This is a genomic window from Microbacterium sp. LjRoot45 (genome assembly GCF_964253325.1).
Lineage (GTDB): Bacteria > Actinomycetota > Actinomycetes > Actinomycetales > Microbacteriaceae > Microbacterium.
Genome location: NZ_CAXUQM020000001.1, coordinates 3,115,578 through 3,137,926, shown reverse-complemented (window position 1 = coordinate 3,137,926; position 22,349 = coordinate 3,115,578). Strand labels below are relative to the sequence as shown.

General features: G+C 70.7%; 26 protein-coding genes. 18 read left to right on the top strand and 8 right to left on the bottom strand.

Going from position 1 to position 22,349, the window contains the following annotated elements; all coding sequences use genetic code 11:
* Positions 1 to 90: 90 nt before the first annotated feature.
* From ACSQ18_RS14865 to ACSQ18_RS14850, 4 genes are all read right to left on the bottom strand, one after another.
* Positions 91 to 357 carry a hypothetical protein gene (locus ACSQ18_RS14865; RefSeq protein ID WP_436038215.1) on the bottom strand — a complete coding sequence of 89 codons (267 nt, stop codon included), beginning with the start codon at positions 355 to 357 and terminating at the stop codon, positions 91 to 93.
* Positions 354 to 734: a flagellar export chaperone FliS gene (gene fliS / locus ACSQ18_RS14860; RefSeq protein ID WP_436038213.1), complete on the bottom strand. Its 381-nt coding sequence runs from the start codon at positions 732 to 734 to the stop codon at positions 354 to 356. Before fliS ends, ACSQ18_RS14865 begins: the two co-directional genes overlap by 4 nt.
* Positions 731 to 2,110, bottom strand: a complete 1,380-nt coding sequence (gene fliD / locus ACSQ18_RS14855; protein WP_436038212.1) for a flagellar filament capping protein FliD — start codon at positions 2,108 to 2,110, stop codon at positions 731 to 733. Before fliD ends, fliS begins: the two co-directional genes overlap by 4 nt.
* 213 nt (positions 2,111 to 2,323) lie before the next feature.
* The gene (locus ACSQ18_RS14850; protein ID WP_436038210.1) at positions 2,324 to 3,127 is read right to left on the bottom strand and encodes a sigma-70 family RNA polymerase sigma factor; all 804 of its coding nucleotides are present in this window, start codon (positions 3,125 to 3,127) and stop codon (positions 2,324 to 2,326) included.
* Between the two features lie 247 nt (positions 3,128 to 3,374).
* Between ACSQ18_RS14850 and flgN the strand changes: the two genes are divergently transcribed.
* The 4 genes from flgN to fliW are packed head-to-tail and all read left to right on the top strand — an operon-like array spanning position 3,375 to position 6,570.
* The gene (gene flgN / locus ACSQ18_RS14845; RefSeq protein WP_144806604.1) at positions 3,375 to 3,857 is read left to right on the top strand and encodes a flagellar export chaperone FlgN; all 483 of its coding nucleotides are present in this window, start codon (positions 3,375 to 3,377) and stop codon (positions 3,855 to 3,857) included.
* Between the two features lie 7 nt (positions 3,858 to 3,864).
* On the top strand, positions 3,865 to 5,274 hold the full coding sequence (gene flgK / locus ACSQ18_RS14840) for a flagellar hook-associated protein FlgK (protein ID WP_436038208.1): 1,410 nt from the start codon (positions 3,865 to 3,867) through the stop codon (positions 5,272 to 5,274).
* Positions 5,275 to 5,323: 49 nt separating this feature from the next.
* Complete coding sequence (gene flgL / locus ACSQ18_RS14835) at positions 5,324 to 6,205, top strand: flagellar hook-associated protein FlgL (protein ID WP_436038206.1); 882 nt, start codon at positions 5,324 to 5,326, stop codon at positions 6,203 to 6,205.
* On the top strand, positions 6,202 to 6,570 hold the full coding sequence (fliW, locus tag ACSQ18_RS14830; protein WP_436038204.1) for a flagellar assembly protein FliW: 369 nt from the start codon (positions 6,202 to 6,204) through the stop codon (positions 6,568 to 6,570). The genes flgL and fliW overlap by 4 nt, the downstream gene beginning before the upstream one ends.
* Before the next feature lie 437 nt (positions 6,571 to 7,007).
* On the opposite strand, the gene ACSQ18_RS14825 is transcribed toward fliW, so the two are convergent.
* Both ACSQ18_RS14825 and ACSQ18_RS14820 read right to left on the bottom strand, forming a co-directional pair.
* Positions 7,008 to 8,108 carry a sugar-transfer associated ATP-grasp domain-containing protein gene (locus ACSQ18_RS14825; RefSeq protein WP_436038202.1) on the bottom strand — a complete coding sequence of 367 codons (1,101 nt, stop codon included), beginning with the start codon at positions 8,106 to 8,108 and terminating at the stop codon, positions 7,008 to 7,010.
* A 113-nt stretch (positions 8,109 to 8,221) separates the two neighbouring features.
* Entirely contained in the window at positions 8,222 to 9,046 is an 825-nt protein-coding gene (locus ACSQ18_RS14820) for a flagellin (RefSeq protein ID WP_144806599.1), read from the bottom strand.
* A 171-nt stretch (positions 9,047 to 9,217) separates the two neighbouring features.
* Here ACSQ18_RS14820 and ACSQ18_RS14815 point away from each other — a divergent pair, with 171 nt between their 5' ends.
* From ACSQ18_RS14815 to rpsN, 11 genes are all read left to right on the top strand, one after another.
* Positions 9,218 to 10,015: a metal ABC transporter ATP-binding protein gene (locus ACSQ18_RS14815; protein ID WP_436038201.1), complete on the top strand. Its 798-nt coding sequence runs from the start codon at positions 9,218 to 9,220 to the stop codon at positions 10,013 to 10,015.
* Complete coding sequence (locus ACSQ18_RS14810) at positions 10,012 to 10,878, top strand: metal ABC transporter permease (RefSeq protein ID WP_436038199.1); 867 nt, start codon at positions 10,012 to 10,014, stop codon at positions 10,876 to 10,878. The genes ACSQ18_RS14815 and ACSQ18_RS14810 overlap by 4 nt, the downstream gene beginning before the upstream one ends.
* Before the next feature lie 176 nt (positions 10,879 to 11,054).
* On the top strand, positions 11,055 to 11,459 hold the full coding sequence (locus ACSQ18_RS14805) for a Fur family transcriptional regulator (RefSeq protein WP_436038197.1): 405 nt from the start codon (positions 11,055 to 11,057) through the stop codon (positions 11,457 to 11,459).
* 40 nt (positions 11,460 to 11,499) lie between these two features.
* Positions 11,500 to 12,444 (top strand): permease, encoded by a 945-nt coding sequence (locus tag ACSQ18_RS14800; protein ID WP_436038457.1) that lies wholly within the window; start codon positions 11,500 to 11,502, stop codon positions 12,442 to 12,444.
* On the top strand, positions 12,437 to 13,267 hold the full coding sequence (locus ACSQ18_RS14795) for a TIGR03943 family putative permease subunit (RefSeq protein WP_436038196.1): 831 nt from the start codon (positions 12,437 to 12,439) through the stop codon (positions 13,265 to 13,267). The genes ACSQ18_RS14800 and ACSQ18_RS14795 overlap by 8 nt, the downstream gene beginning before the upstream one ends.
* Before the next feature lie 2 nt (positions 13,268 to 13,269).
* On the top strand, positions 13,270 to 14,712 hold the full coding sequence (locus ACSQ18_RS14790; RefSeq protein ID WP_436038194.1) for a hypothetical protein: 1,443 nt from the start codon (positions 13,270 to 13,272) through the stop codon (positions 14,710 to 14,712).
* On the top strand, positions 14,709 to 15,380 hold the full coding sequence (locus ACSQ18_RS14785; RefSeq protein ID WP_436038192.1) for a DNA-3-methyladenine glycosylase: 672 nt from the start codon (positions 14,709 to 14,711) through the stop codon (positions 15,378 to 15,380). Before ACSQ18_RS14790 ends, ACSQ18_RS14785 begins: the two co-directional genes overlap by 4 nt.
* Positions 15,381 to 15,412: 32 nt before the next feature.
* Entirely contained in the window at positions 15,413 to 16,414 is a 1,002-nt protein-coding gene (locus ACSQ18_RS14780) for an SDR family oxidoreductase (protein WP_436038190.1), read from the top strand.
* 372 nt (positions 16,415 to 16,786) lie between these two features.
* Positions 16,787 to 17,023 (top strand): 50S ribosomal protein L28, encoded by a 237-nt coding sequence (gene rpmB, locus ACSQ18_RS14775; RefSeq protein WP_047543954.1) that lies wholly within the window; start codon positions 16,787 to 16,789, stop codon positions 17,021 to 17,023.
* A complete protein-coding gene (gene rpmG / locus ACSQ18_RS14770; protein ID WP_005051772.1) occupies positions 17,023 to 17,193 on the top strand; it encodes a 50S ribosomal protein L33 in 171 nt (56 codons plus the stop codon). The genes rpmB and rpmG overlap by 1 nt, the downstream gene beginning before the upstream one ends.
* 4 nt (positions 17,194 to 17,197) lie before the next feature.
* Positions 17,198 to 17,503 (top strand): 30S ribosomal protein S14, encoded by a 306-nt coding sequence (gene rpsN / locus ACSQ18_RS14765; RefSeq protein WP_144806591.1) that lies wholly within the window; start codon positions 17,198 to 17,200, stop codon positions 17,501 to 17,503.
* 97 nt (positions 17,504 to 17,600) lie between these two features.
* Here the strand turns inward: rpsN and ACSQ18_RS14760 are convergent, their stop codons facing one another.
* Entirely contained in the window at positions 17,601 to 18,419 is an 819-nt protein-coding gene (locus ACSQ18_RS14760; protein ID WP_436038188.1) for an alpha/beta hydrolase, read from the bottom strand.
* 133 nt (positions 18,420 to 18,552) lie between these two features.
* Between ACSQ18_RS14760 and ACSQ18_RS14755 the strand changes: the two genes are divergently transcribed.
* The 3 genes from ACSQ18_RS14755 (at position 18,553) to ACSQ18_RS14745 (ending at position 21,757) form a co-directional block, all read left to right on the top strand.
* Positions 18,553 to 19,161 (top strand): TetR/AcrR family transcriptional regulator, encoded by a 609-nt coding sequence (locus tag ACSQ18_RS14755; RefSeq protein WP_436038187.1) that lies wholly within the window; start codon positions 18,553 to 18,555, stop codon positions 19,159 to 19,161.
* A 219-nt stretch (positions 19,162 to 19,380) separates the two neighbouring features.
* Positions 19,381 to 19,659 carry an HU family DNA-binding protein gene (locus ACSQ18_RS14750; protein ID WP_067165507.1) on the top strand — a complete coding sequence of 93 codons (279 nt, stop codon included), beginning with the start codon at positions 19,381 to 19,383 and terminating at the stop codon, positions 19,657 to 19,659.
* Positions 19,660 to 19,786: 127 nt separating this feature from the next.
* Complete coding sequence (locus ACSQ18_RS14745; protein WP_436038185.1) at positions 19,787 to 21,757, top strand: cytochrome c oxidase assembly protein; 1,971 nt, start codon at positions 19,787 to 19,789, stop codon at positions 21,755 to 21,757.
* Between the two features lie 46 nt (positions 21,758 to 21,803).
* On the opposite strand, the gene ACSQ18_RS14740 is transcribed toward ACSQ18_RS14745, so the two are convergent.
* Complete coding sequence (locus tag ACSQ18_RS14740; protein ID WP_436038183.1) at positions 21,804 to 22,313, bottom strand: MarR family winged helix-turn-helix transcriptional regulator; 510 nt, start codon at positions 22,311 to 22,313, stop codon at positions 21,804 to 21,806.
* Positions 22,314 to 22,349 lie beyond the last annotated feature (36 nt).

Sequence of the window (22,349 nt, the reverse complement as noted above, 5' to 3'; positions counted from 1 at the left end):
AGCGATCCGTGCTCATCCCCCTCTATCGGCTGCGCCGCCGCATGCGTTAGCCGACGGCATCCGTTCGACTTCTTGCGGGGCGGCCGCGCGTCAGCCGTCGCGTTCGACGTACGCGGCGTCGTCGGTGCGGCGGCCGGGGATGAGGCGCGCGGCATCCAGCTGTGCACGGGTGGAGGCGAGCTCGCCGCGCAACTGCGCCGTGCGTTCCAACTGGCGCGCCGCGATGCTGCGTGCCCGCTCGAGCAGGTGGGCGGGGAGCGGACCGAGCGTGGGGTCGGGATGCCACGGCGACGCGTCCGGGCACTCCAGATCGCGTTCGAACCGGTCGAGCTGTGCGGTCCAGGCGTCGGTGTTCACACGACCGCCAGGGCATCCGCGGCCGCATGCCACGCGTCGCGCAGCGGCAGGAGGAGCTCGAGGCATTCGCGCGTGCGGACGGCATCCCGCCCGATGTTCGCGCCGATGAGGGTGCGGGTGAGGTAGCCGTAGACGGCGCGGAGGTCGCCGCTGCCCGCCCAGTCGTCCGACAGCGAGCCCGCCAGTTCGACGACGATCTGCTGCGCGTGCTGCAACTCGGTGTTGGCCGTGTCCCAGTCGCCGCGCAGCTGCGCCGCCTCACCGCGTTCGACGTCGAGCACCAGCCGGTCGTAAAGCATCGTGAGCAGTCGCTGCGGGCTCGCTGACAGGATGGCCTCCTCGCGGTAGCGCTGCTGCGCCCGCAGGGCCGGGTTCACGAGTCGCTCCCGGAGGAGAGGCCGTCGATCTGCGACGTGAGGTACGACGACTGCGACTGCAGCCGCGAGAGCATCGTCTCCATCGCGGCGTACGTGCGCTCCAGCGTCGCGCGGCGCTGTTCGAGGCGCACGTCCCACCGGTCGAGCTGCTCGGTGATCCGCTTCACCTCGTCCTGCTGCCCCGTGATGCGGGCGGTGAGCAGACCGTCGTACTTGTCGGAGTACTGCTCGGTCACCTCCTGCACGCGGGTCGCGATGCCGGAGAACACCGCCTCGACGGCGGCGGGGTCTTTCGCGAGAGCGTCGGCGAAGGTGTCGGCGTCGAAGGTGAGCGTTCCCGTCCGGTCGATCGAGATGCCGATCGTCGACGGCGACTTGCCGTCCACCGGGTACTGCACGGCGTTGGCGAGCGCCTGTCGCAGCGCCCGCACGGTGCTGTCGCCCGTGAAGACGCCCAGCGTCGTGTTCTCGCCCGCGGTCGTGGCGGGAGTCGCGCTCGACCCCTTCGCGATCGTCGTGAGCACGGCCGCGATCTGCGTCACGAACGCGGAGGCCGCTTTCGTGCGCGCCTCCGGGTCGGCGCTGACGGTGATCGTGACGGGCGACGCGGTCACGGTCGACACCGACACGTCGATGCCGGGGAAGAGGTCGGTGAAGGTGTTGCTCGCCGACGTCATGGTCTGCTCGGCCGCCGTCCCCGCCCACAGGCGCACCTGCGCGTCGGCGCCCGCCGTGACGACGGCGGCACCCGGCTGCGCGGCCAGGTCGACGGCGGTTCCGTCCGCGACGGCCGCGGCATCCCCGAGGTGAACGCGGAACGCGCCGTCCGCGCCGGTCGTGGTCGCCGTCAGCTGCAGCCGGAAGAGCGGGTTTCCGTCGCCGTCGGTGCCGGCGGCGACCGCGGATGCCGTCACCCCGGCGCCGGCGGCGGTCAGCGCGCGGGCGACATCGGCGGGCGACCCCGACGTCGGGTGCACCTCCACGAGCTCCCCGTCGGAGTTCTCGATCGTGAGGACGGGCGGATTCCCCGGGATGCCGGTGACGGCGGCGCTCACGACGCTGTGCGCCGTGGCGATCCGGTCGACGACGATCTGGGTCGAGAGCGAGGCGACGCCGGCGCTGGGCGTCACGGTGACCGAGGCGTCGGACGACGTCGCCGACACCTGCGCGAGCGCCGTCGCACCGGCGGCGGTCTTCGCGCGCGTGAACAGGTCTTGCAGCGACGTGTTGAGCGACTGCAGGTGGGAGATGACGACCTTGCGGTCGTCGGACTTCGCACTCAGCAGGGTGCGCGGGATCTTCTCGACGTCCATGAGGGCGTTGATGATCGCCGTCGTGTCCAGCTTCGACGCGAGGCCGTCCAGCGAGATGGCCACCGACACCCCCGAACGTCCGGATGCCGAGGGCTCTCCCCGGCATCCCGACCTATCGGCCGGGTCGGCGGGCGCGTTAGAGATTCACGACTCCGGAAATCCGGTGGGCTGGAGCGGTGGATCGGCTCGATCGGCCGTCTGCCGTGGCGAATCTCCGGAGTTGTGAACGCGGCGTAGCGGGCAGCGGCGCGGTGTCGCGGTCAGGCGGCGCGGCGGTCAGGCGGTGGCGGCGGTCGCCGACGGGGTGCTCAGGGAACGGCGGCGCGGATCGAGGGCGTCGATGCGGGCGAAGTAGGCGTCGCGCGCGTCGAGGGACACCCGGGAGACGGGAGTCATGTCGGCGCCCTCGGTGTCGCGCTCGAGGGCGTCGTGGAGCAGTCGCACCGCTTCGGCACGCTGCTGCGAGACGGCGGAGTGGGAGACGCCGAGCTCTTCGGCGATCTCCTTCACCGGGCGCTCGTCGACGTAGACGGCGTGGACGATGCGCCGCATCCGCTCGGGCAGCGCCTGCACGGCGCGGGCCAGGGCCTCGCGACGTTCCTTCACGACGACCGACTCGTCGGGGAGGATCATCCCGGCGGGAATCTCGTGGACGGTCGCGTCGTCGAGGCTCGTCACGGTGCGGGCCGCGTCGTCGAGCGCCTCGACGACCGCCTCCCGGGGGAGTCCCATCGTCGCGGCGATCTCGTCGGCCGTGGCGGCGCGGCCGAGGCTCGCCGTGAGGGTGTCGCGCACCGCGGTGGTCTCCTTGATGCGCTTGCGGATGCCGCGGGAGGCCCAGTCCATCGAGCGCATCTCGTCGGCAAACGCGCCGAGGATGCGCCGGCGGGCGTACGCGCCGAAGGGCACGCCGAGGCTCGGGTCGAAGGCATCGGCCGCCGTCACGAGAGCGAGCGCGCCGACGGAGGCGAGGTCCTCGAGAGGCACGTGAGTGGCGCGCGAGTGGAGTTCTCGAGCGAGATATCCCACGAGTGGGAGGTTCTCTTCGATCAGGGAATTGCGTTGGGTACTGCCAGGCATCGGGGGATGTCTGCCTTTCGTCCATCGAGCAGGGGGGGTACTCGGACTTCGGCCTGGCGGGGGGATCCGGGCCGATGCACATCAGACTATGAGAAAACTCTCATAAAACTGAAGTACTTCCGGTTTCTGGCTCGTTACGTATCGTCGAATCAAGCCGATAGACAGGCATGAGCCCCGCTCCGGGTGCTGCGCGAATTGGGGTCGCACAGTCCGGAGCACATCGGGGAACCACTGGGGAGGAAGAACTATGGGAGCCAACGAGTTGTCGATGCAGCTGTGGCGAGAGCGCGAGTTGCTGGAGATGCTCATCTTCAAACTCGAGGAACAGCGACTGCTGCTCGAGTCGGGCGGGATGAGGTGGATCCACTTCTCGACGCGCGAGATCGAGCAGGTGCTCGAGCGCCTGCGCGAGTCCGGGCTCGGCCGCGACGTCGAGGTCGCTGCGCTCGCCCGTGAATGGGGGGTCGCCGAACCGGCCACCCTCAACCAGCTGCTGGATGCCGCGCCCACCGAGTCGTGGCGGGAGATCTTCAGCGACCACCGCGTCGCACTCACCTCGCTCATGAGCGAAGTGGCGCAGCTCAAGGGATCGAACGAGGTGCACCTGCGCGCCGCCGGCCGCGTCGTCGAGGAGACGCTCGCGGGACTGGACTCGAGTGCGGGCGTGTACGACACGCACGGCGGACGAGCGCGCGAGGACCAGGCGCGCATCGTGGACAGAGAGATGTGAGGAACCGATGTCGACATTCAGCGGACTGAGCACGGCCGCGAGCGCCCTCACGGCGGCTCGCCGCGGAATGGACCTCGTCGGTCAGAACATCGCGAACCAGACGACCGCGGGATACACGCGCCAGCGGCTGGAGACGTCGTCGGTCGCGGCGGTCGCCGTGTCGGGGCGCTTCTCCACCGGAGCGCAACCGGGAGGAGGCGTCTCGATCGACGGGATCGCGCGCCTCGGGGATGCCGTGCTCGACGCCCGCGTGCGCGACACCCTCGCCGCCTCGGGCTACTGGTCGACGCGGGCCACGGCATCCTCGGCTGCCGAAGTGAGCCTGCGTGAGCCGACCGCCGACGGGATCGCCCACCAGCTCACCGAGTTCTGGGCGTCGTGGCAGGACCTCGCGAACTCGCCAGACTCGACCGCCGCCGCCGCCACCGTCCTCACGCACGCGCAGACTCTCGCGGCCCGTATCGCCGACGGATACCGCACGGTCGCCGGTCAGTGGTCCGACGCGCGCTCTTCCGCCGACATGACGGTGTCGCGGATCAACGCCGCCGCCACCGAGATCGCCGACCTGAACGCCACTATCCGCGACGCCGTCGCCGCCGGCGGCGCACCCAACGAGCTGATCGACCGGCGGAACCTGCTCGCCCAGAACGTCGCCCGCCTGTCGGGGGCCACGGCATCCGTCGAGTCCGACGGCACGCTCACGATGCGCATCGACGGGAACGCGCTCGTCTCGGGTGCGCACGCTCGGGCTCTCACGCTGTCCGGTCCGCCGTCGATCGAGTCGACCGACCCGCTCACGCTCTCGTGGGTGTCCGACGGCGACCTCGTCGTGTCCTCCGCGGGGGGCGAGCTGGGCGGCCTGCTCTCGGTGCTCGCGCCCGCCGGCGAGGGCGGCGTCCTCGCCGGTCTCGCGGACGACATCAACGCGCTCGCAACCGCCCTCGCGGATGCCGTCAACACGCAGCACCGGGCCGGCGTCACCGCCACGGGCGTGCCTGGTGGCGACTTCTTCTCGCTCGCCGCCGGCATCCCCGCGGCCCTGGGCCTCGGCGTCATCCCCACCGGGCGCGCCGACCTCGCCCTCGCCGCGCCGGGCGCGGGGCCGCTGGACGGATCGAACGCCGACGCGCTCTCCGGGGTCGGCGGACTGGCGGGCGGACCCGACGACCTGTGGGGCGACGTGGTGGCACGGCTCGCCGTAGGCACGGCCGCCGACGCCGGTCGCGCCGGACGGGCCGACGCGGCCGCCACTGCCGCCGTCATCGCGCAGCAGTCGGTCGCCGGCGTCGACAACGACGAGGAGACGGTCAGCCTCCTCACCTTCCAGACCGCGTACCAGGCCGCCGCGCGCGTGCTGACGGCCGTCGACGAAGCGCTCGACGTGCTCATCAACCGGACGGGACTCGTCGGCCGCTGACCGACCCGCCGACCACCGACCCGCCGACCACCGACCTCCAGGGAGCGCCATGATCACCCGAGTCACCACGCAGGCGATGACGCAGACCGCCCTGCGCAACCTGCAGTCCGGGCTCGACACGCTGTCGCGGCTGCAGGACCAGGCCACGTCGCAGCGCGCGTTCGCGGTGCCCTCCGACGACCCCGCCGCCGCGGCGCGCACCCTCGACCTCCACGCCGCCCAGCGCCGCACCGCGCAGTACACGCGCAACATCGACGACGGCCTGGCGTGGCTCACCACCGTCGACAATGTGCTGACGGCATCCACGGGTCTCCTCTCGCGGGCGCGCGACCTCACGGCGCAGGGCGCGAACTCCGGAGCCCTGGATGCGACGGCGCTCGAAGCGATCGCCGTCGAGCTGGAGGGCATCCGCGCGGAACTGCTCGCCCAGGCCAACACGAAGGTGCTGGGCCGTTCGGTGTTCGCCGGCACCGCCGACGGACCCGCCTTCGCGGCCGACTACTCCTTCTCGGGCGTTGCCGGGGGCGAGGTGCATCGGCGCATCTCGGACGGCGAGACGGTCCGTGTCGACGCGAACGGGGCGGAGGCGTTCGGCGAGGGCGCGAACTCGGTGTTCGCCGTCATCGACGCGGTCGTCGCCGACCTCCGCTCGGGCCAGAACGTGGGCGCCCGCCTCGCCGAGATCGACGCCCACCGGAACACTATGCTCGGGGTGCAGGGCACCGTCGGCGCCCGTCAGAACCAGGTGCTGCGAGCGAAGGAGGCCGTCATGGATGCCACCGTGTCGCTCGAAGCGCAGCGCGCCGCCGTCGAGGACGTCGACACCGTCGAGGTGCTCGTGCAGCTGCGGGCGCAGGAGCTCGTGTACCAGTCGGCGCTGTCGGTGACGGCCCGCGTGCTGCAGCCCACCCTGCTGGACTTCCTCGCATGAGCCCGCTCGCCTTCCTCGCCCCGCCGCCCGGACTCGCGCCGCACGTGGCGTTCGCGCTCGAGCCCGTCGAGGCCGCCGAGGGCCTGTTCACGCTCACGGCCGTCGCCGACCCGGAGGTGCGGCTCTTCGCGGTCGACCCGGCCACGGTGATGCCCGATTACGCACCCGTTCTGAGCGACGAGCAGGCCGAGAGCCTCGCGCTGGAGTCGCCCGACGACGCGACGCTCCTCGTGGTGGCGCAGCTCACCGACGAGGGCATCGGCGTGAACCTGCTCGCCCCCGTCGTGGTGAATCACCGCACGGGGAGCGCCGCACAGGTCATCCTCGAAGGTCAGGACCTCCCGGTCCGCGCGCTGCTGCGCTGAGCCTTCGCTCCCGCTTCCGTTTCCGGTTCCGCTTCCGCTTCGGTTTCAGTTCCGGTTCCGCTTCCGCTTCGGTTTCCGCTCCGGTTCCGGTTTCCGCTTCCGCTTCCGCTCCGGTTTCCGCTTCCGCTTCCGCTTCGGTTCCGGTTCCCTGGGGCGGTGCGCTCTGGGGCATGTCCCAATTTGTGCTGGTTCGGGGTGCCTGCAACGACCGAAAGTGGGACATGCCGGACCGAAAGTGGGACATGCCTGGCGGCGCGTGGCCCCTGGGGCGGTGCGCTCTGGGGCATGTCCCAATTTGTGCTGGTTCGGGGTGCCTGCAACGACCGAAAGTGGGACATGCCGGACCGAAAGTGGGACATGAACTACCCAAAGTGGGACATGCCCCACCGAACCCTCGAACCCGACGGATGCCACGCCGCAGGGGCGCGGTGGCGGACTCAGGCCGCGACGGGCTGCCGCGCGGCGGGGACCGACCCGACCGACCCGACCGACCCGCCCGACCCGCCCGGAAGTGGAGCGGCGGCGGTGATCGCGGCGAGATAGCGGTCGCGATGACCGGTGCGGATGCCGGTCGCGCTCGGCTTGTTCTCGTAGACTCCCGCAGCCCAGTTGCCCTCGACGAGCACAGGCCCGTCGGGCGTGACGGCGACGTCCCAGCCCACGTAGCGCACCTCGGGGACGACGCGCGCCGCGCGGTCCACCAGGGCGATCACCTCGTCGAACATCGGCAGCCGGAAGTCGGCGATCCGCACCGCGGTCTCGGGGTGGGCGATGTGCACACTGCCGCACGAGTCGTAGCCGGCGCCGGTGGCCCGTCCCTGCTCGTCGAGCATCGCGTAAAAGCCTCCGAACGCGTTCTGGTCGCTCACGGCACCGCGACCGAACTTCTGGGCGACGGCGAGGATGTGGGTGCGCTGTCCGTCGAAGAACGCGGTGACGCGCGTCGTGTTGACGGTGCCGGCGCACAGGGCGGCGAGCTCGTCGTGCTGACGGATGACCTCTTCCACGAGCGTCTCGCCGCGGGCCAGCAGGCCGCGGTGGAAGGCGGTCCAGTCGAGCACGTCGGCTGCGTGGTAGCGGTGCACGCCGAGGCCGGCTCGGCCGAGCGGCTCCTTCGTGATGATCGTCCCGTGACGCTCCGCGAACGCGCGAACCTCGTGGGCGTTGCCCTCCGCCACGACGATCCACTCTCGCCGCAGGAACGCATCGAACGTGCCGTTGAAGGCGACCTTGTCGTGGAACAGGTGCCGGTAGGCGGGATCGTCGAACTGCATCGCGAGACGGTCCGACAGCGGGCTCGTCATGTACGTGGCGCGCTCGGCGGCCGTGAGGATGGCGAAGTCGTAATCGATGTAGTCCTGGAAACCCACCGCGCGGAAGGCTGCCTGCCACAGCATGTCCACGACGACGGCCGGCGTCCACCGGCCATGACGCCGCGCCGCCTGCCGCGCGCGGGCGAGGAGGGCCGAGGCGTCGAAACGGCGAAAACGCCGCGCGAGGTAGCGAAGGCGCGGCGTGATGACGGTGGCGGATGACATCGTGCTCCTGGCGGTTCTCGGGGGAATGGGCGGAGCGTCCCCGAATCGACGGTGAGTCCCGTAGCCGGATGCCACGGGACCCACCGTCCAGTTGGTCATGCAGCTGCTGTGCGTCAGCGCAGCAGCTGCAGAACGCCCTGGTTCGACTGGTTGGCCTGCGCGAGCATGGCGGTGCCCGCCTGCGACAGGATGTTGGACGCGGTGTACTTGACCATCTCGGAGGCCATGTCGGTGTCGCGGATGCGGCTGTTGGCCGCCGACAGGTTCTCCGCCGACACGTTGAGGCTGTTGATGGTCGATTCGAAGCGGTTCTGGAGCGCACCGTAGCTGGCGCGCGCCGTGGAGACCGCCGTGATCTGCGTGTCGATCGCCGTGATGGTGGTCAGCGCGTTCGCCGACGTGTCGACCGTGAGCGCGCCCACGGTCGCGCCGAGGGTGGCGAAGTCGGTGAGGGAGATCGCGATCTGGTCCTCCGCGGCGGTGGCGCCGGCGCCGACCTGGAAGGTCAGCGTGGAACCGCCCGACAGCAGCTTGATGCCGTTGAAGTTCGTGCTCGAGGCGAGACGCGTGAGCTCGGAGCCCAGGGCGTCGATCTCGGTCTTGATCGCGGAGCGCGAGTCGGCGTTGTTCGAGTCGTTGCCGGCCTGGACCGCGAGGTCGCGCACGCGCTGCAGGATCGAGTGCACCTCGGTCAGGGCGCCCTCCGCGGTCTGGATGACCGAGATGCCGTCCTGGGCGTTGCGGGCGGCGACGTTCAGTCCACCGATCTGGGACTTGAGTCCCTCGGAGATCGCGAGACCGGCGGCGTCGTCCGCGGCGCGGTTGATCCGCAGACCGCTCGAGAGCTTCTCGAGCGACTTCGACAGGTCGTTCTGCGTGTTCGACAGGTTGCGGTAGGCGTTGAGCGCCGACACGTTGGTGTTGATCTGCATACCCATGGTGTGTTCCTCCGTGACTGGGGTCAGCGGGAGCCCTTCCTGGACTCCGGGAGTCCATCCGTGGACTCCGTGATGTGCCCTATCGGCGCACCCGGCGATCGCGTTAGGCCCGCAGTCGGATTCGGTCGCGGGAGCCGCTTCCGCCGCTTCGTGCGCCGATAGGCTGGAGCGGTGAGCGTGCTCGAGATCCGCGGCGCCGCCCTGCGTCGGGGGGAGCGCGAGCTGTGGAGCGGCCTCGACCTCGACGTCGAACCGGGCGAGCTGGTCGCCGTGCTCGGCCCGTCGGGCTCCGGCAAGACGACACTGCTGCGGGCGATCCTCGGCTTGGAGCCCCTGAGTGAGGGAACGATCACCGCCCTCGGCGAGCGCGTGCACCACCGCGGCAACCGCCGCATCGGCTACCTGCCGCAGGCCCGCCCGCTGAGTGAGACGACGCTGCGCGGGCGCGATCTCGTCGCCCTCGGCGTCGACGGTCACCGTTTCGGCCTGCCGTTCCCGCGCCGCGGCGACCGCGCGCGCATCGACGCCCTCATCGAGTCCGTCGGGGCCTCCGCGTTCGCCGACGAACCGGTCGGCGTGCTGTCGGGGGGAGAGCAGCAGCGCCTCCGCGTGGGTCAGGCGCTCGCCGACGACCCGCGCCTCCTCCTCTGCGACGAGCCGCTGACGAGCCTCGACCTCGCCAACCAGCAGGCGGTCGTGCGACTCATCGACGATCACCGCAAGACGGGCGCGGCGGTGCTGCTCGTCACCCACGACGTCAACCCGATCCTCGGCAAGGTCGACCGCATCCTCTACATCGCCCACGGCCGTTTCACGCTCGGCAAGCCGCAGGAGGTCCTCACCTCTCCCGTGCTCACCGATCTCTATGGCGCCCCCGTCTTCGTGCTGCGCGCGGGCGACCGCCTCGTCGTGGTCGGCGCGCCCGACGCCGAGGAGTCGCACCACCATCACGAGGGGGACCACGCGTGAACTGGTCCGACATCGGGGATGCCATGTTCGGCGGTCTCGCCGACTACGGCGCGATCCTCGCCCTCGTGTCGAACTCCCTGTGGGCGGGCGCGATCCTCGGTCTCGTCGGCGGCCTGATCGGGGTCTTCGTGATGCAGCGCGACATGGCGTTCGCCGTGCACGGCATCAGCGAGCTGTCCTTCGCCGGCGCCGCCGCCGCGCTCCTCATCGGCGTCGACGTCGTGTCGGGCTCGGTCGTCGGGTCGCTCATCGCCGCCGGACTCATCGGCTGGCTCGGCGCGCGCGCCCGCGACCGCAACTCCATCATCGGTGTGCTCATGCCGTTCGGTCTCGGTCTCGGCATCCTGTTCCTGTCGCTCTACGACGGCCGCAGCGCCAACCGGTTCAGCCTGCTGACGGGGCAGATCGTGTCGGTGCAGAACGCGCAGCTGGGCTGGCTCGTCGCGATCTCGGCGTTCGTGCTGATCGCGCTGCTGCTGATGTGGCGGCCGCTGCGGTTCGACTCTCTCGACCCGCAGTCCGCTGCCGCTCGCGGCGTGCCGACGACGATCGTGTCGCTCGGGTTCATGCTGCTGCTCGGCCTCGTGGTGGCCGTCGCGGTGCACATCATCGGCGCGCTCCTGGTCATGGCCCTCCTGGTCACGCCGGCGGCCGCGGCGATGCGCGTCGCCAGCGGACCGGTCGCAGTGCCCCTGCTGTCGGCCGTGTTCGGCGTGACGGCGGCGGTCGGCGGCATCCTTCTCGCGGTCATGGGCACGCTTCCCGTGAGCCCGTACATCACGACCATCTCGTTCCTCATCTACCTGGTCTGCCGCCTCGTCGGCTCCCGCCGGGGCCGCGTCGTCCGCGCCCGCCCCGCCTGATCGCCCGCGGCGCCTGATCGCCCGGGGCGGTGGCTAACTCCTCCAGATCGGGCGACGCACCCGCCGCAACCGGCCGGGAGGGCGGCTCGACGCGACGGATCGAAGGAGTTACCCACGCCGGGCCCGGGGGTCCGCCTCCCAGCCGCCTCTGAAACGGCGGCGGTAGACTCGCCGGCATGGCCCAGCGCAACACCTGGCAGCGCGACCGCGTCCGCGCGGCGCTCTCCGACACCCAGGGGTTCGTGAGCGCACAGGACCTCCACGCGGCTCTTCGCGACGACAACACGGGCATCGGCCTGGCGACCGTCTACCGGGCCCTCGCGACGCTCGCCGCCAGCGGCGAAGCCGACCAGCTGCAGAGTCCCGAGGGCGAGGCCATCTACCGCGCCTGCTCGAGCGACGGCCACCACCACCACCTGATCTGCCGCAACTGCGGCACGACGGTCGAGATCCAGGCCACCGACGTCGAGGAGTGGGCGCAGCGCACGGCCGCCGCGAACGGCTTCACCCGCGCGGAGCACGTCGTCGACATCTTCGGACTCTGCGCCGACTGCACCACCGCGGCGGGACGTGACCGCTGACACCCGCACCGCGCCGCTGCGCACAGCGGGCGCGGTCGCCGTGGGAGTGGGGGTCGTCGGGGCGATCCTGGCGCTCGCGCTCCTCGCACCCGGGCCGGAGCTGCCCACGCGGGCGCAGGACGGCCTGACCCTCGCCCTCAGCGTGCTCATCGAGTCGCTGCCGTTCGTCGTGCTGGGCGTCATGCTGTCGATCGTCGTGCAGGTGTGGGTGCCGCCGGGGGCGATAGAACGATGGATGCCACGCAACCCCTGGGGTCGCCGCGCCGTGCTGTCGCTGCTGGGCATGCTCGTCCCGGTGTGCGAATGCGGCAACGTACCGTTCGCGCGCGGCCTCCTGATGCGCGGCTTCACGGTGCCCGAGTCGCTCACCTTCCTGATCGCCGCGCCCATCGTCAATCCGATCGTCATCATCACGACGCACCAGGCGTTCGGGTTCGACGACGGCATCCTCATCGCGCGCCTCGTCGGCGGGTACGTCGTCGCCAACCTCATCGGCTGGCTCTACAGCCGCCACCCCGACCCCGACGGGCTGCTCACCGACCGCTTCCGCGCGACGTGCGAGATCGTCGAGACCGAGAGCGGCGGACGGGGGCGCCGCAGCCTCGCGCAGTTCGTCGTGGAGCTCCGCGCCGTCATGCCGGCCCTCGTCATCGGTTCGGCCCTCGCCGGTGCGGTGCAGGTGATCGTGCCGCGCGAGGCGCTCCTGGCGATCGGCTCGAACCCTGTGCTGTCGATCGTCGCGATGATCGCGCTCGCGATGATCGTCTCCATCTGCTCGAACGTCGACTCCTTCGTGGCGCTGTCGTTCGCCTCGACGTTCACTCCCGGGTCGATCGTCGCGTTCCTGCTGGTCGGTCCGCTCGTCGACGTGAAGATGCTGGCGCTGCTGCGAACGACGTTCCGTACGAAGGTGCTCGCCGCGCTCGTGGTCGTCATCGTGCTCTTCGCGATCGCCGTCGGAGGGGTGGTGAACCTCCTTGTCTGACCTCCTCGGCCGTTTCGGAACGCGCCTGCTCGGCGTGGGACTGGCGTCGGGCCTCGCCGCCGTGACGATCGCGCTCGCCGTCACCGATCAGCTCGCGCTCTACATCAACCCGTCGTCGAACTGGTTCGCGGTGTCGATGTCGGTGCTCGTGCTGCTGGGGTCGATCGTGAGCTTCGCCCTGCCGCTCGGCGCCGAGGCCGACCACGGCCACGACCACGGCGATGCGGGCGCCCACGGCCACCACACCGACGACGACCACGACCACGACCACGACCACGCTCACGACACCCGCCGACCGCTCCGCCCCGCGGCGGTGCTCGGCGGCGCGGCGATCGGCGCGGGCGGCGTGCTCGCGACGGGCATCGTCGCCGCCATCGTGCTCGTCCCGCCCGCGACGCTGTCGGCCGAACTGGCGATGTCGCGCGACACGGGAGCCCCGCCCCTCTTCCAGGGCGCCGACACCGTCGCCCTCGCCGCGACCGGAGACACGGCGTCGTTCGGGGTCGGCGAATGGGCGAGCGTGTTCGCGACGGCCACCAACCCCGAAGCCTTCGACGGCGACGAAGTCACCCTCACCGGCTTCGTCACCCCCTCCGACGCCGGGTTCGGACTCACCCGTCTCGTCATCACGCACTGCGTGATCGACGCCCAGCCGGCGAGCGTGCCGATCACGGATGCCGCGGCATCCGCTGCGCCTGCCGATCTCCCGACGGGGCAATGGGTGACCGTGACGGGAACCATCCGCGACATCGACGGCCGGCTGCAGGTGCAGGCGACGTCGGTCGACACGATCGACGAGCCCCGCGACCCCTACGAGTACTGACCGTGACGACCGACGCCCGTTCGCGCACCCCCGACGCCACCCGCCGCGCCCGCACCCGCCGTCGCCGCGGGCGGGCGTTCGCGGTCGCGTTCGCGGTGGTCGTCGGCGTCCTCGCAGCGGTGGCGCTGGGCGGGGCGGCACTGACGACGGCGCAGGGGCCGCGGGTCACGTCGGTCGAGTTCGATCCGACCGCGGCGGTCACGGCATCCGGGTCGCGCGTCATCTTCACGACGAGTCAGTCGCTCGAGGAGATCGACCCGTCGCAGGTGACCGTCACCCCGGCGGCGGACTTCACGGTCGACACGTCGGGCCGCAGCGTCGGGCTGCGTTTCGCTCTGCCGCTGTGGGACGACACCGAGTACACCGTGCGCATCGACGGCGTCACGGGCCTCGGCGGCGGCCCCGTCGTGACGATCGAGAAGACGCTCGCGACGCCGCCGCTGCAGGTGTACATCCTGCAGCGGGCCGAGAGCGGCGACACGGTCTTCCGCACCGACCTCGCCGGCGACGCCGCCGTGCCCGTCTTCACCGACCCCCACATCGAGGACTTCCGCGCCACCGCGGGGCACCTCGTCATGTCCACCGTCGACGACGCGGGTCTGTCCCACCTCGTCGTCACCGACCTCGAGGGCGAGGGGCGGCGTGAGCTCCCCCTGCCCGGCGACGGCACCGTCACCGACCTGCAGAGCGCCGACCGCGGCAACCTCATCGGCTACCTGTTCACGGATGCCGGTATCGACGCGGAGTCGGGGCGGGAGGCGGCGCTGTTCACGGCATCCCTGTCGGCGTCGCGCGGCGACGAGGCTCCCACGCTCGTGGAGCGCGAGGGGGGCGACTCGCGCGTGGACGACTGGCGGTTCGTGCCCGGCACCGACAGCCTCCTCATGCTCACGTTCGACGGCGCGCTGACCCTCGTCACCCCGGGCGGTGCGCCCGTGTCGTTCGGCAACGCGATCGCGATCGATGGCATCGCGCGCGGCTCGGCGACGGCCATCGTCGAGCGGGTCGACGGCCTCGTCGCGATCGACCTGGCGACGGCGGAGGAGCGGGACCTCCCGCCCACGGATCCCGCCCTCGGCCAGGCCTGGTCGGTGATCGGACTCCCGGACGGCTCGGGCGGTACCGTGCGCGTGCTGTCGAAGCTCGACGACGCGGGGATCACCGTCGAGTCGACCTCGGTCGCCGTCGTGAACGCCGACGGGGAGGCCCGCACGGTCTTCGACGTCGCCGCCGACGCGACGCTCATGCAGGCGTGCGTCTCGCCGAGCGGCCGGTACGCCGCCTTCCTGGTGGCGCCGGAGATCGTGGACAACCCGTACGACGGCTACCAACTGCCGCTGCCCGAGCGGTTGCAGACGCACGTCGTCTCGCTCGCCGACGGCAAGGAGGTCGTCGCCCTGCGCGGCTTCGACGTCTCGTGGTGCCAGTCGGCCCCGCGGCCATGACCACCGACCTCGTGCCCGCGACGCGGGAGGCGCTCCGGGGGCTCCCGCTCGAGGTGGCGCCTCGGCTGCTCGGCGGGCTCCTGCGGACGACCGTCGACGGTGCGACTGTCGCGGTGCGGATCACGGAGGTCGAGGCGTACCACGGTCGGGGCACCGGTCCCGTGGCCGATCCCGGCTCCCACGCCCGCATGGGGCCGACTGCCCGCAACGCCACGATGTGGGGCGAGCCGGGCCACCTGTACGTCTACCTCAGCCACGGCATCCATTCCTGCGTCAACGTCGTGACCGGTCCCGAGGGCGTCGCGGGCGGAATCCTGCTGCGCGGCGGTGAGATCGTCGAGGGACAGGATGCCGCGGTCGCGCGGCGCCCGGCGGCGCGTTCCGCGCGTGACCTCGCGCGCGGCCCGGGGAGGCTGGGCGACGCCGTCGGCCTGCGGCATCCGCGCCACGACGGCATCGACGCCGTCACGGGTGCGCCGCAAGAGGGGGCGGCGGCCCGGTTGTACCTCCCGTCGGCTCCGCTCGCCGACGTCTCCAAGGGACCTCGCGTGGGAGTGGCCGGGGTCGCCGGCACGGATGCCTTCCCGTGGCGGTTCTGGATCCCGGGGGATGCCACGGTGTCCGCGTTCCGCTGGGGTCGCGGTGCCGCCCCCGCTGCCGACGTGTGATGCTGGGGGAGAGTCTGCGAAGAGGGAGAGCCATGTCGGCGCTGCGTGTTCTGTTCATCGGCGGTACCGGGATCATCAGCACGGCGTGCGTCGCGGAGGCGCTCGCGCAGGGGCACGAGGTGCATCTGCTGCACCGCGGTCGCGAGCAGCGCCGGGCGGTGCCGGACAGTGCGATCGTGCACACGGGCGACATCCGCGACGAGGCGTCGGTGCGCGCGGCCCTCGAGGGCCTCGACTTCGACGTCGTGGCGGAGTTCCTCGCGTTCGAGCCCGAGCACATCGAGACCGACCTGCGTCTGTTCGCCGGGCGGACGCGCCAGTACATCTTCGTCAGCTCCGCGTCGGCGTACCAGACGCCGCCGACGCACCTGCCGATCACGGAGTCCACGCCGCTGCGCAACCCGCACTGGGCGTATTCCCGCAACAAGATCGCCTGCGAGGACGCGCTGGTGGCCGCCTATCGGGAGACCGGCTTCCCGATGACGATCGTGCGCCCCTCGCACACCTACGACGCGACGCTGCTCCCGATCGACGGCGGCTGGACGGCGATCGAGCGGATGCGGGCGGGTAAGCCCGTCATCGTCCACGGCGACGGCACCTCGTTGTGGACGATCACGCACAGCACCGACTTCGCGCGAGGGTTCGTCGGTCTGTTCGGGCGCGCCGACGCGATCGGGGAGCCCTTCCACATCACCGGGAGCGAGGCACCGACGTGGAATCAGATCTACACGGAGCTCGCCCACGCCGCCGGGGTGGCCGAGCCCGATCTCGTGCACGTGCCGTCCGAGGCCATCGCGGCGCTGGATGCCGAGTGGGGCGCGTCTCTGCTCGGGGACAAGACGCACTCGGCGGTCTTCGACACGTCGAAGATCTCGCGGATCGTGCCCGGCTTCGGCACCACCGTGCCGTTCGCCCGCGGGGCGCGGGAGATCGTCGACTGGTACGACGCGCACCCCGAGGCGCAGACCGTCGACGCCCATTACGAGGAATTGGTCGAGGTGCTCGTCGAGCGGCACCGACCGCGCGGCCGGTGAGCGCCGCCGCCACGGGTCGTTGAGCGAGCGGAGCGAGACGAAACGGCCGACACGCCCCCCGGTCGTTGAGCGAGCGGAGCGAGACGAAACGGCCACACGACGCCGAGCCCCCGGTCGTTGAGCGAGCGGAGCGAGACGAAACGGCCGACACGCCCCCCGGTCGTTGAGCGAGCGGAGCGAGACGAAACGGCCGACACGCCCCCCGTGCTAGACTGACTCTTCGTCTGCGCGCACTCCAGCACGCAGTTCGCGTTTCGACTCGCTTCTCGTTCAACGGCCGGTGCATCCGGGCGGGGTTTGGCCGCGTGCGAAATGCAGACAAGGGATCTTGGGTGGGGCCGTCCGGCCTCACGGTACTAAGGAGACATCACTATGGCAGCAGTGTGCCAGGTGACTGGAGCAGTTCCCGGCTTCGGTCACAACATCTCGCACTCGCACCGCCGGACGAAGCGCCGCTTCGACCCGAACGTGCAGAAGAAGACCTACTACGTTCCTTCGCTTGGTCGCAACATCAAGCTGAACGTCTCGGCTAAGGGCATCAAGGTCATCGACGCCCGCGGCATCGAGTCGGTCGTGAAGGACCTCCTCGCGAAGGGTGTGAAGCTCTAATGGCGAAGAAGGCTCAGGACGTCCGTCCGATCATCAAGCTGCGTTCGACCGCCGGCACGGGGTACACCTACGTGACGCGCAAGAATCGCCGCAACAACCCCGACCGCATCGTGCTGAAGAAGTACGACCCGGTGATCCGCAAGCACGTCGAATTCCGAGAGGAGCGCTGATCTCATGGCCAAGAAGAGCAAGATCGCGCGCAACAACCAGCGCGAGGAGGTCGTCGCCCGTTACGCCGAGAAGCGTGCCGAGCTGAAGAAGACCCTCGTCGACCCGAACGCGACCGACGAGGCCCGCGAGGCGGCCCGCGTCGGCCTGCAGAAGCTGCCGCGCAACGCGTCGCCGGTGCGTCTTCGCAACCGCGACGCCATCGACGGTCGCCCCCGTGGCCACCTCTCGAAGTTCGGCATCTCGCGTGTCCGCTTCCGCGACATGGCGCACCGTGGCGAGCTGCCCGGCGTGACCAAGTCCAGCTGGTAAGCACCCGCACAGCACACGAAGGCCGGAACCCTCTCGGGGGTTCCGGCCTTCGGCGTTCCCGGATGCGGACTCGTCGCGGGGGACGTGACGGATGCCGTCAGGCGGCGGCGTGGGCGGTGGCCCACTCGAGCGCGAAGTCGGCGACCTCTTCCCAACCGTCCTGGCTGACGATGCGGTGGCTGCGTCCGGGGTATTCGCGGTAGTCGACCACGGCGGGGCTGCCGGTCGCACGGTACTTCTTCACGATGGCCTGGGCGATGGCGGGCGGCACGACGTGGTCGATCTCGCCCGCGATGACGAGCAACGGGGCCCGGTCGGTGCGGCCGTAGTCGACGTGCGAGGCGCCGCCCTTTTCGTTGAAGGCGCCGGCGACGCCCTCGAAGAACACACGGTTGTACGAGTTGACCGCGAACTCCTCCCACAGGGCGTCGGAGGCGGCGCGGTCCAGGTCGTTGCCGAACGTGAAGTGGAAGTGACGCTTCGTGAGCGGCTTGGCGCCGTTCTTGTCGAAGGGGTTGGCGAGGATCGGTGTGCCGGTCCACAGGGTCGACAGCGGCAGTGTTGTGATGCCCGCCGGCTGACCGGGCGTGACGCCCACGTAGGCGACGCCGAGTCCGCGGTCGGCGAGCATCTGGGTGAAGAGGCCGCCGAAGGAGTGACCCATGATGATGGGCTTCTCGGGCAGCGCGCGGATGATGCGCTCGTAGTGGTCGACGATGTCGCGGATGCCGATGCCCTTCAGAGCTTCGGGGTGGCGGCGGATGTCGTCGACGGTGCGGTCGTCGATGCCGGGCCATCCGGGGACGATGACGTCGTGGCCGGCGGCACGGAAGCGGTCTGCCCAGGTGTCCCAGCTCTTCGGGGTCATCCAGAGGCCGTGGATGAGGACGATGGGGGTCTTGGTCGAGGTGGTCATGTCGTGCTCCTTGGTCGAGTGGTGCGTGTCGGTGTGGCTCGGGGAGCCGGTTGTTCCCGGCTGATGTATCCTGATGGTAGACCGAACGTTCTATCTACACAAGGATATTCCCCGAATGATCGAGAATGTGACTATGAGCTCCGCACCCGTCGCCGTCGGCGACATCGCCGCCTCCGGCCTGTCCGCCCGCGACCGGCTCCTCGCGGCCGCGACCGCGCTCTTCTACCGGGAGGGCATCCACTCCGTCGGCGTCGACCGCGTGATCGAGGTCGCCGGGGTCACGCGCGCGACCCTGTACAAGCAGTTCTCCGGCAAGGAGAACCTCGTGCTGGCCTACCTCGAGGGGGAGGATGCCGGGCTGCGCGCCCTCTTCGCCGAGGCCGCCGCTGAGGCCGCCGCCGCGGGCGCTGCGCCCGACGGAATGCTCGACCTGGTGGTGTCCGGCATCCAGGCCGACATCGCCCACCGGCACACGCGCGGGTGTCCCTTCATCAATGCGGCGGCCGAATACCCCAACGAGGGACCCGTGCGCTCGCTCATCGCGACCCATCGCGACTGGTTCCGCACGACCCTGCGCGACCTCGCCGCCGCGGCGGACCTCCGCGGCCCGGACGAGGTCGCGGGCGCGCTCGTGCTGCTGCGCGACGCCGCCCTCGTCGGGGGCTATCTCGACGGCACCGACGTGGTCGCGCCGGTCTTCGCGCAGTCGGCGCGCACGGTGATCGACGCGCACCGCCGCTGACGGCATCCCCTCCCACGGGCGTCGAAAGCTTCGCAAATCGTCACTTTCGGCCCGAATCGGGGCGACACGCCGCCCAAACTGCCGGTTCAAGGGCGGAAATCCGCGGAATCACGCGCATCGTAGGTATATTCGGGGGCGGTCCAACCGACCAGCCGACGGCGCAAGCCGCTCGGTCCGAAGTAACTGAAGGCGGCCCCTCGCCGTCTGGAGGACAACCCCATGGCCATCACCAAGACCGAGCTCGTCGCCAGCATCGCTTCCGCGACGGGCCAGAGCCAGTCCGCCGTCTCGGGCGTGCTCGACGCGCTGTTCTCGACCGTCTCCGAGGCCGTCGCCAAGGGTGACAAGGTCACCATCCCCGGCTGGATCGCGTTCGAGCAGGTCGAGACCTCGGCTCGCACGGGCCGCAACCCGCAGACCGGTGCGGAGATCAAGATCCCCGCGGGCAAGCGCGTCAAGGTGACCGCGGGCTCGAAGCTGAAGGCTGCCGTCAAGTAAGACTGCTGCCGCTGCAGGATTCCTGCACAGAAGGGGGATGCCATCCGGCATCCCCCTTCGTCGTTCCCGCGCGAGGTGAGCGGCGTGAGCGGTCGGGGGCCCGCCCGCACCGAACTACGCTGGACGAGTGAACTCCCGCGCGCTCCGGCTGGCCGGGCCGGTGATCCTGGCCGCGGCGGCGCTCGTGACCCTGCTGCTCGGGCTGGCGTACGGCGGCGGGGCCGCGCCATTGGTCGTGGGAGACCCCGGGCCCATCGTGCGGTGGGGGCTCCCCGCCGTCAAGCTGGTCGTGAACCTGACGGCAGCGGGGATGATCGGCTCACTCGTCCTCGCGCTGTTCTCCCTTCGCGCGGGGGAGCGCCCCTTCGACGCGGCGCTCGACACGGCATCCGTCTCTGCCGCGGGCTTCACGATCAGCGCGGCCATCACGGCCTTCCTCACGTTCCTGAGCGTCTACAACCAGGCCCCCAGCGCCGATGCGCAGTTCGGGCAGCAGCTGGGGCGCTTCCTCGTCGACACGGATCTCGGCCGAGCCTGGCTGCTGACGACGATCGCCGGCGCGGTGCTCACCGTGCTCACGTTCGCCGTGCGCGGCTGGACGACCACGCTGATCGTCGGCGTCCTCGCCGTGGCCGCCCTGATCCCGATGGCGTCGCAGGGCCACTCGGGCGAGGAGGCGAACCACAACACCGCCGTCATGGCGCTCGCGCTGCACGTCATCGGTGCCGCCGTGTGGCTCGGGGGACTGCTGCTGCTCATCGTCGTGCGTCCCCTCCTCGACCGCGGCGGCGTCGCGGCGGTGCTCGGTCGCTACTCCAGCATCGCCCTCGCGGCTTTCGTCGTCGTCGCGCTGTCGGGCACCGTCCGCGCGGTGGCCGGCGGCGTGGGGATCGCGCAGCTCGCCACCCCGTACGGGGCGCTGCTGCTCGTGAAGATCGTTGCCCTGCTGTCGATCGGCGTGCTCGGCGCCTGGTACCGCCGGCGTCTGATCGCGCGCATCGCGGAGGATGCCGCATCCCGCGTGTTCTGGGGCCTCATCGCGCTGGAGTTGGCGTTCATGGGCATCGCGAGCGGTGCCGCGGCCGCCCTGGCCCGCACGCCGCCCGCCGTGGACACCTCGCTGCCCGACGTGCAGACGCCCGCCGAGGTGCTGACGGGGGCCCCGCTTCCTCCGGAGCTCACGATCGACCGCTGGTTCACGTCGTGGGACGTCGATCCGCTGTGGGCGTTCGCGGTCGGGTTCGGCCTGTTCTTCTACCTGGCGGGGGTGCGGCGTCTGCAGCGCCGCGGCGACCGGTGGCCCCTGCACCGCACGGTGCTGTGGATCGTCGGACTCCTGCTGCTCGGCTGGGTCACGTGCGGACCGATCAACGCGTATCAGGACTACCTGTTCAGCATGCACATGGTGGGTCACATGCTGCTGTCCATGGCGATCCCGATGTGTCTCGTCTTCGGCGCTCCGGTCACCCTCCTTGCTCGCGCCGTGCGCAAGCGCGACGACGGCACGCGCGGAGCGCGCGAGTGGGTGCTGTGGGCCGTGCACACTCCGTTCGCCCGGGTCGTGACGCACCCGCTGTTCGCCGCCGCGATGTTCATCGGGTCGCTCTGGGTGTTCTACTACAGCGAGCTCTTCCGCTGGTCGCTGTACGACCACCTCGGTCACGAGTGGATGATCGCCCACTTCCTCATCTCCGGCTACCTGTTCGTGCAGTCGCTCGTCGGGATCGACCCCGTGCCGTACCGCCTGCCCCACGCGTTCCGGTTGGTGCTGCTGATCGGCGTCATGGCGATGCACGCGTTCTTCGGCATCGCGATCATGATGGCATCCGGCCTCTTCGTGGCCGAGTGGTTCGGTGCGATGGGTCGCACATGGGGCGCGTCGCCGTTGGCCGACCAGTACACCGGCGGCGGCATCGCGTGGTCGGTCGGGGAGATCCCGACGCTCATCCTTGCGATCGTGGTGGCCGTGCAGTGGAGCCGCTCCGACGAGAGGGCGCAGCGCAGCGCCGACCGTCAGGCCGAGCGCACGGGCGACGCCGAGCTGGAGGACTACAACCGGCGGCTCGCGGAGCTCGCCGAGCGCGACGCCCGCCGCTGAGCGTCGGCCGCCGGAGTGACCGAACCGGGGGAGTTGTCGGAGCGGGTCAGTCCGCCGCGTCGTCGCCCGTCACGCGACGCCGGTAGGTGCCGACGACGCGCGTGAGGTAGTCGGTGATGACCCGCTGCTCGTCGTCGGTGAAGTGGTCGATCTCGGCGTCGATCGCGAGGATCATCGGCATCAGGAGCGACATCGCCTCGCGGCGGGAGTCCTCGGTGGGAACGACGAGCACGCGGCGCCGATCCGTGGGATGGGGCTCGCGGGTGACATGCCCGAGCGCCTCGAGGCGGTCGATCGCCGTCGTCATGGATGCCGTGGAGATCGCGAGTCGCTCGGACAGCTCCGACGGGGGAAGCGGCCCGGAGGCGATCAGGTTCTCCATCATCTCGAGGTCGGTCGCGTTGACCTTGAGCTCTCGCCTCATCATGCGTTCGAACGCTTCGCTGACCTCCAGGAAGTCGCGCAGGAGCATCGTCGCCGGCCGGAGGGGGAATCCCCCCGGCTGGGTGATCCGCTCCGAATCGTCGTCGGAGGGACGCGGTCGAAATTCCGCCATCTTTTGATTGTAGGCATCGATACGCTAGCTTGTCAT

Excerpts from the sequence above, each read along its gene's own strand:
- ACSQ18_RS14850 (WP_436038210.1), bottom strand. The coding sequence starts at position 3,127 with ATGCCTGGCAGTACCCAACGCAATTCCCTGATCGAAGAGAACCTCCCA.
- flgN (WP_144806604.1), top strand. The coding sequence starts at position 3,375 with ATGGGAGCCAACGAGTTGTCGATGCAGCTGTGGCGAGAGCGCGAGTTG.
- flgK (WP_436038208.1), top strand. The coding sequence starts at position 3,865 with ATGTCGACATTCAGCGGACTGAGCACGGCCGCGAGCGCCCTCACGGCG.
- flgL (WP_436038206.1), top strand. The coding sequence starts at position 5,324 with ATGATCACCCGAGTCACCACGCAGGCGATGACGCAGACCGCCCTGCGC.
- fliW (WP_436038204.1), top strand. The coding sequence starts at position 6,202 with ATGAGCCCGCTCGCCTTCCTCGCCCCGCCGCCCGGACTCGCGCCGCAC.
- ACSQ18_RS14825 (WP_436038202.1), bottom strand. The coding sequence starts at position 8,108 with ATGTCATCCGCCACCGTCATCACGCCGCGCCTTCGCTACCTCGCGCGG.
- ACSQ18_RS14820 (WP_144806599.1), bottom strand. The coding sequence starts at position 9,046 with ATGGGTATGCAGATCAACACCAACGTGTCGGCGCTCAACGCCTACCGC.
- ACSQ18_RS14805 (WP_436038197.1), top strand. The coding sequence starts at position 11,055 with ATGGCCCAGCGCAACACCTGGCAGCGCGACCGCGTCCGCGCGGCGCTC.
- ACSQ18_RS14785 (WP_436038192.1), top strand. The coding sequence starts at position 14,709 with ATGACCACCGACCTCGTGCCCGCGACGCGGGAGGCGCTCCGGGGGCTC.
- ACSQ18_RS14780 (WP_436038190.1), top strand. The coding sequence starts at position 15,413 with ATGTCGGCGCTGCGTGTTCTGTTCATCGGCGGTACCGGGATCATCAGC.
- rpmB (WP_047543954.1), top strand. The coding sequence starts at position 16,787 with ATGGCAGCAGTGTGCCAGGTGACTGGAGCAGTTCCCGGCTTCGGTCAC.
- rpmG (WP_005051772.1), top strand. The coding sequence starts at position 17,023 with ATGGCGAAGAAGGCTCAGGACGTCCGTCCGATCATCAAGCTGCGTTCG.
- rpsN (WP_144806591.1), top strand. The coding sequence starts at position 17,198 with ATGGCCAAGAAGAGCAAGATCGCGCGCAACAACCAGCGCGAGGAGGTC.
- ACSQ18_RS14760 (WP_436038188.1), bottom strand. The coding sequence starts at position 18,419 with ATGACCACCTCGACCAAGACCCCCATCGTCCTCATCCACGGCCTCTGG.
- ACSQ18_RS14755 (WP_436038187.1), top strand. The coding sequence starts at position 18,553 with ATGAGCTCCGCACCCGTCGCCGTCGGCGACATCGCCGCCTCCGGCCTG.
- ACSQ18_RS14750 (WP_067165507.1), top strand. The coding sequence starts at position 19,381 with ATGGCCATCACCAAGACCGAGCTCGTCGCCAGCATCGCTTCCGCGACG.
- ACSQ18_RS14740 (WP_436038183.1), bottom strand. The coding sequence starts at position 22,313 with ATGGCGGAATTTCGACCGCGTCCCTCCGACGACGATTCGGAGCGGATC.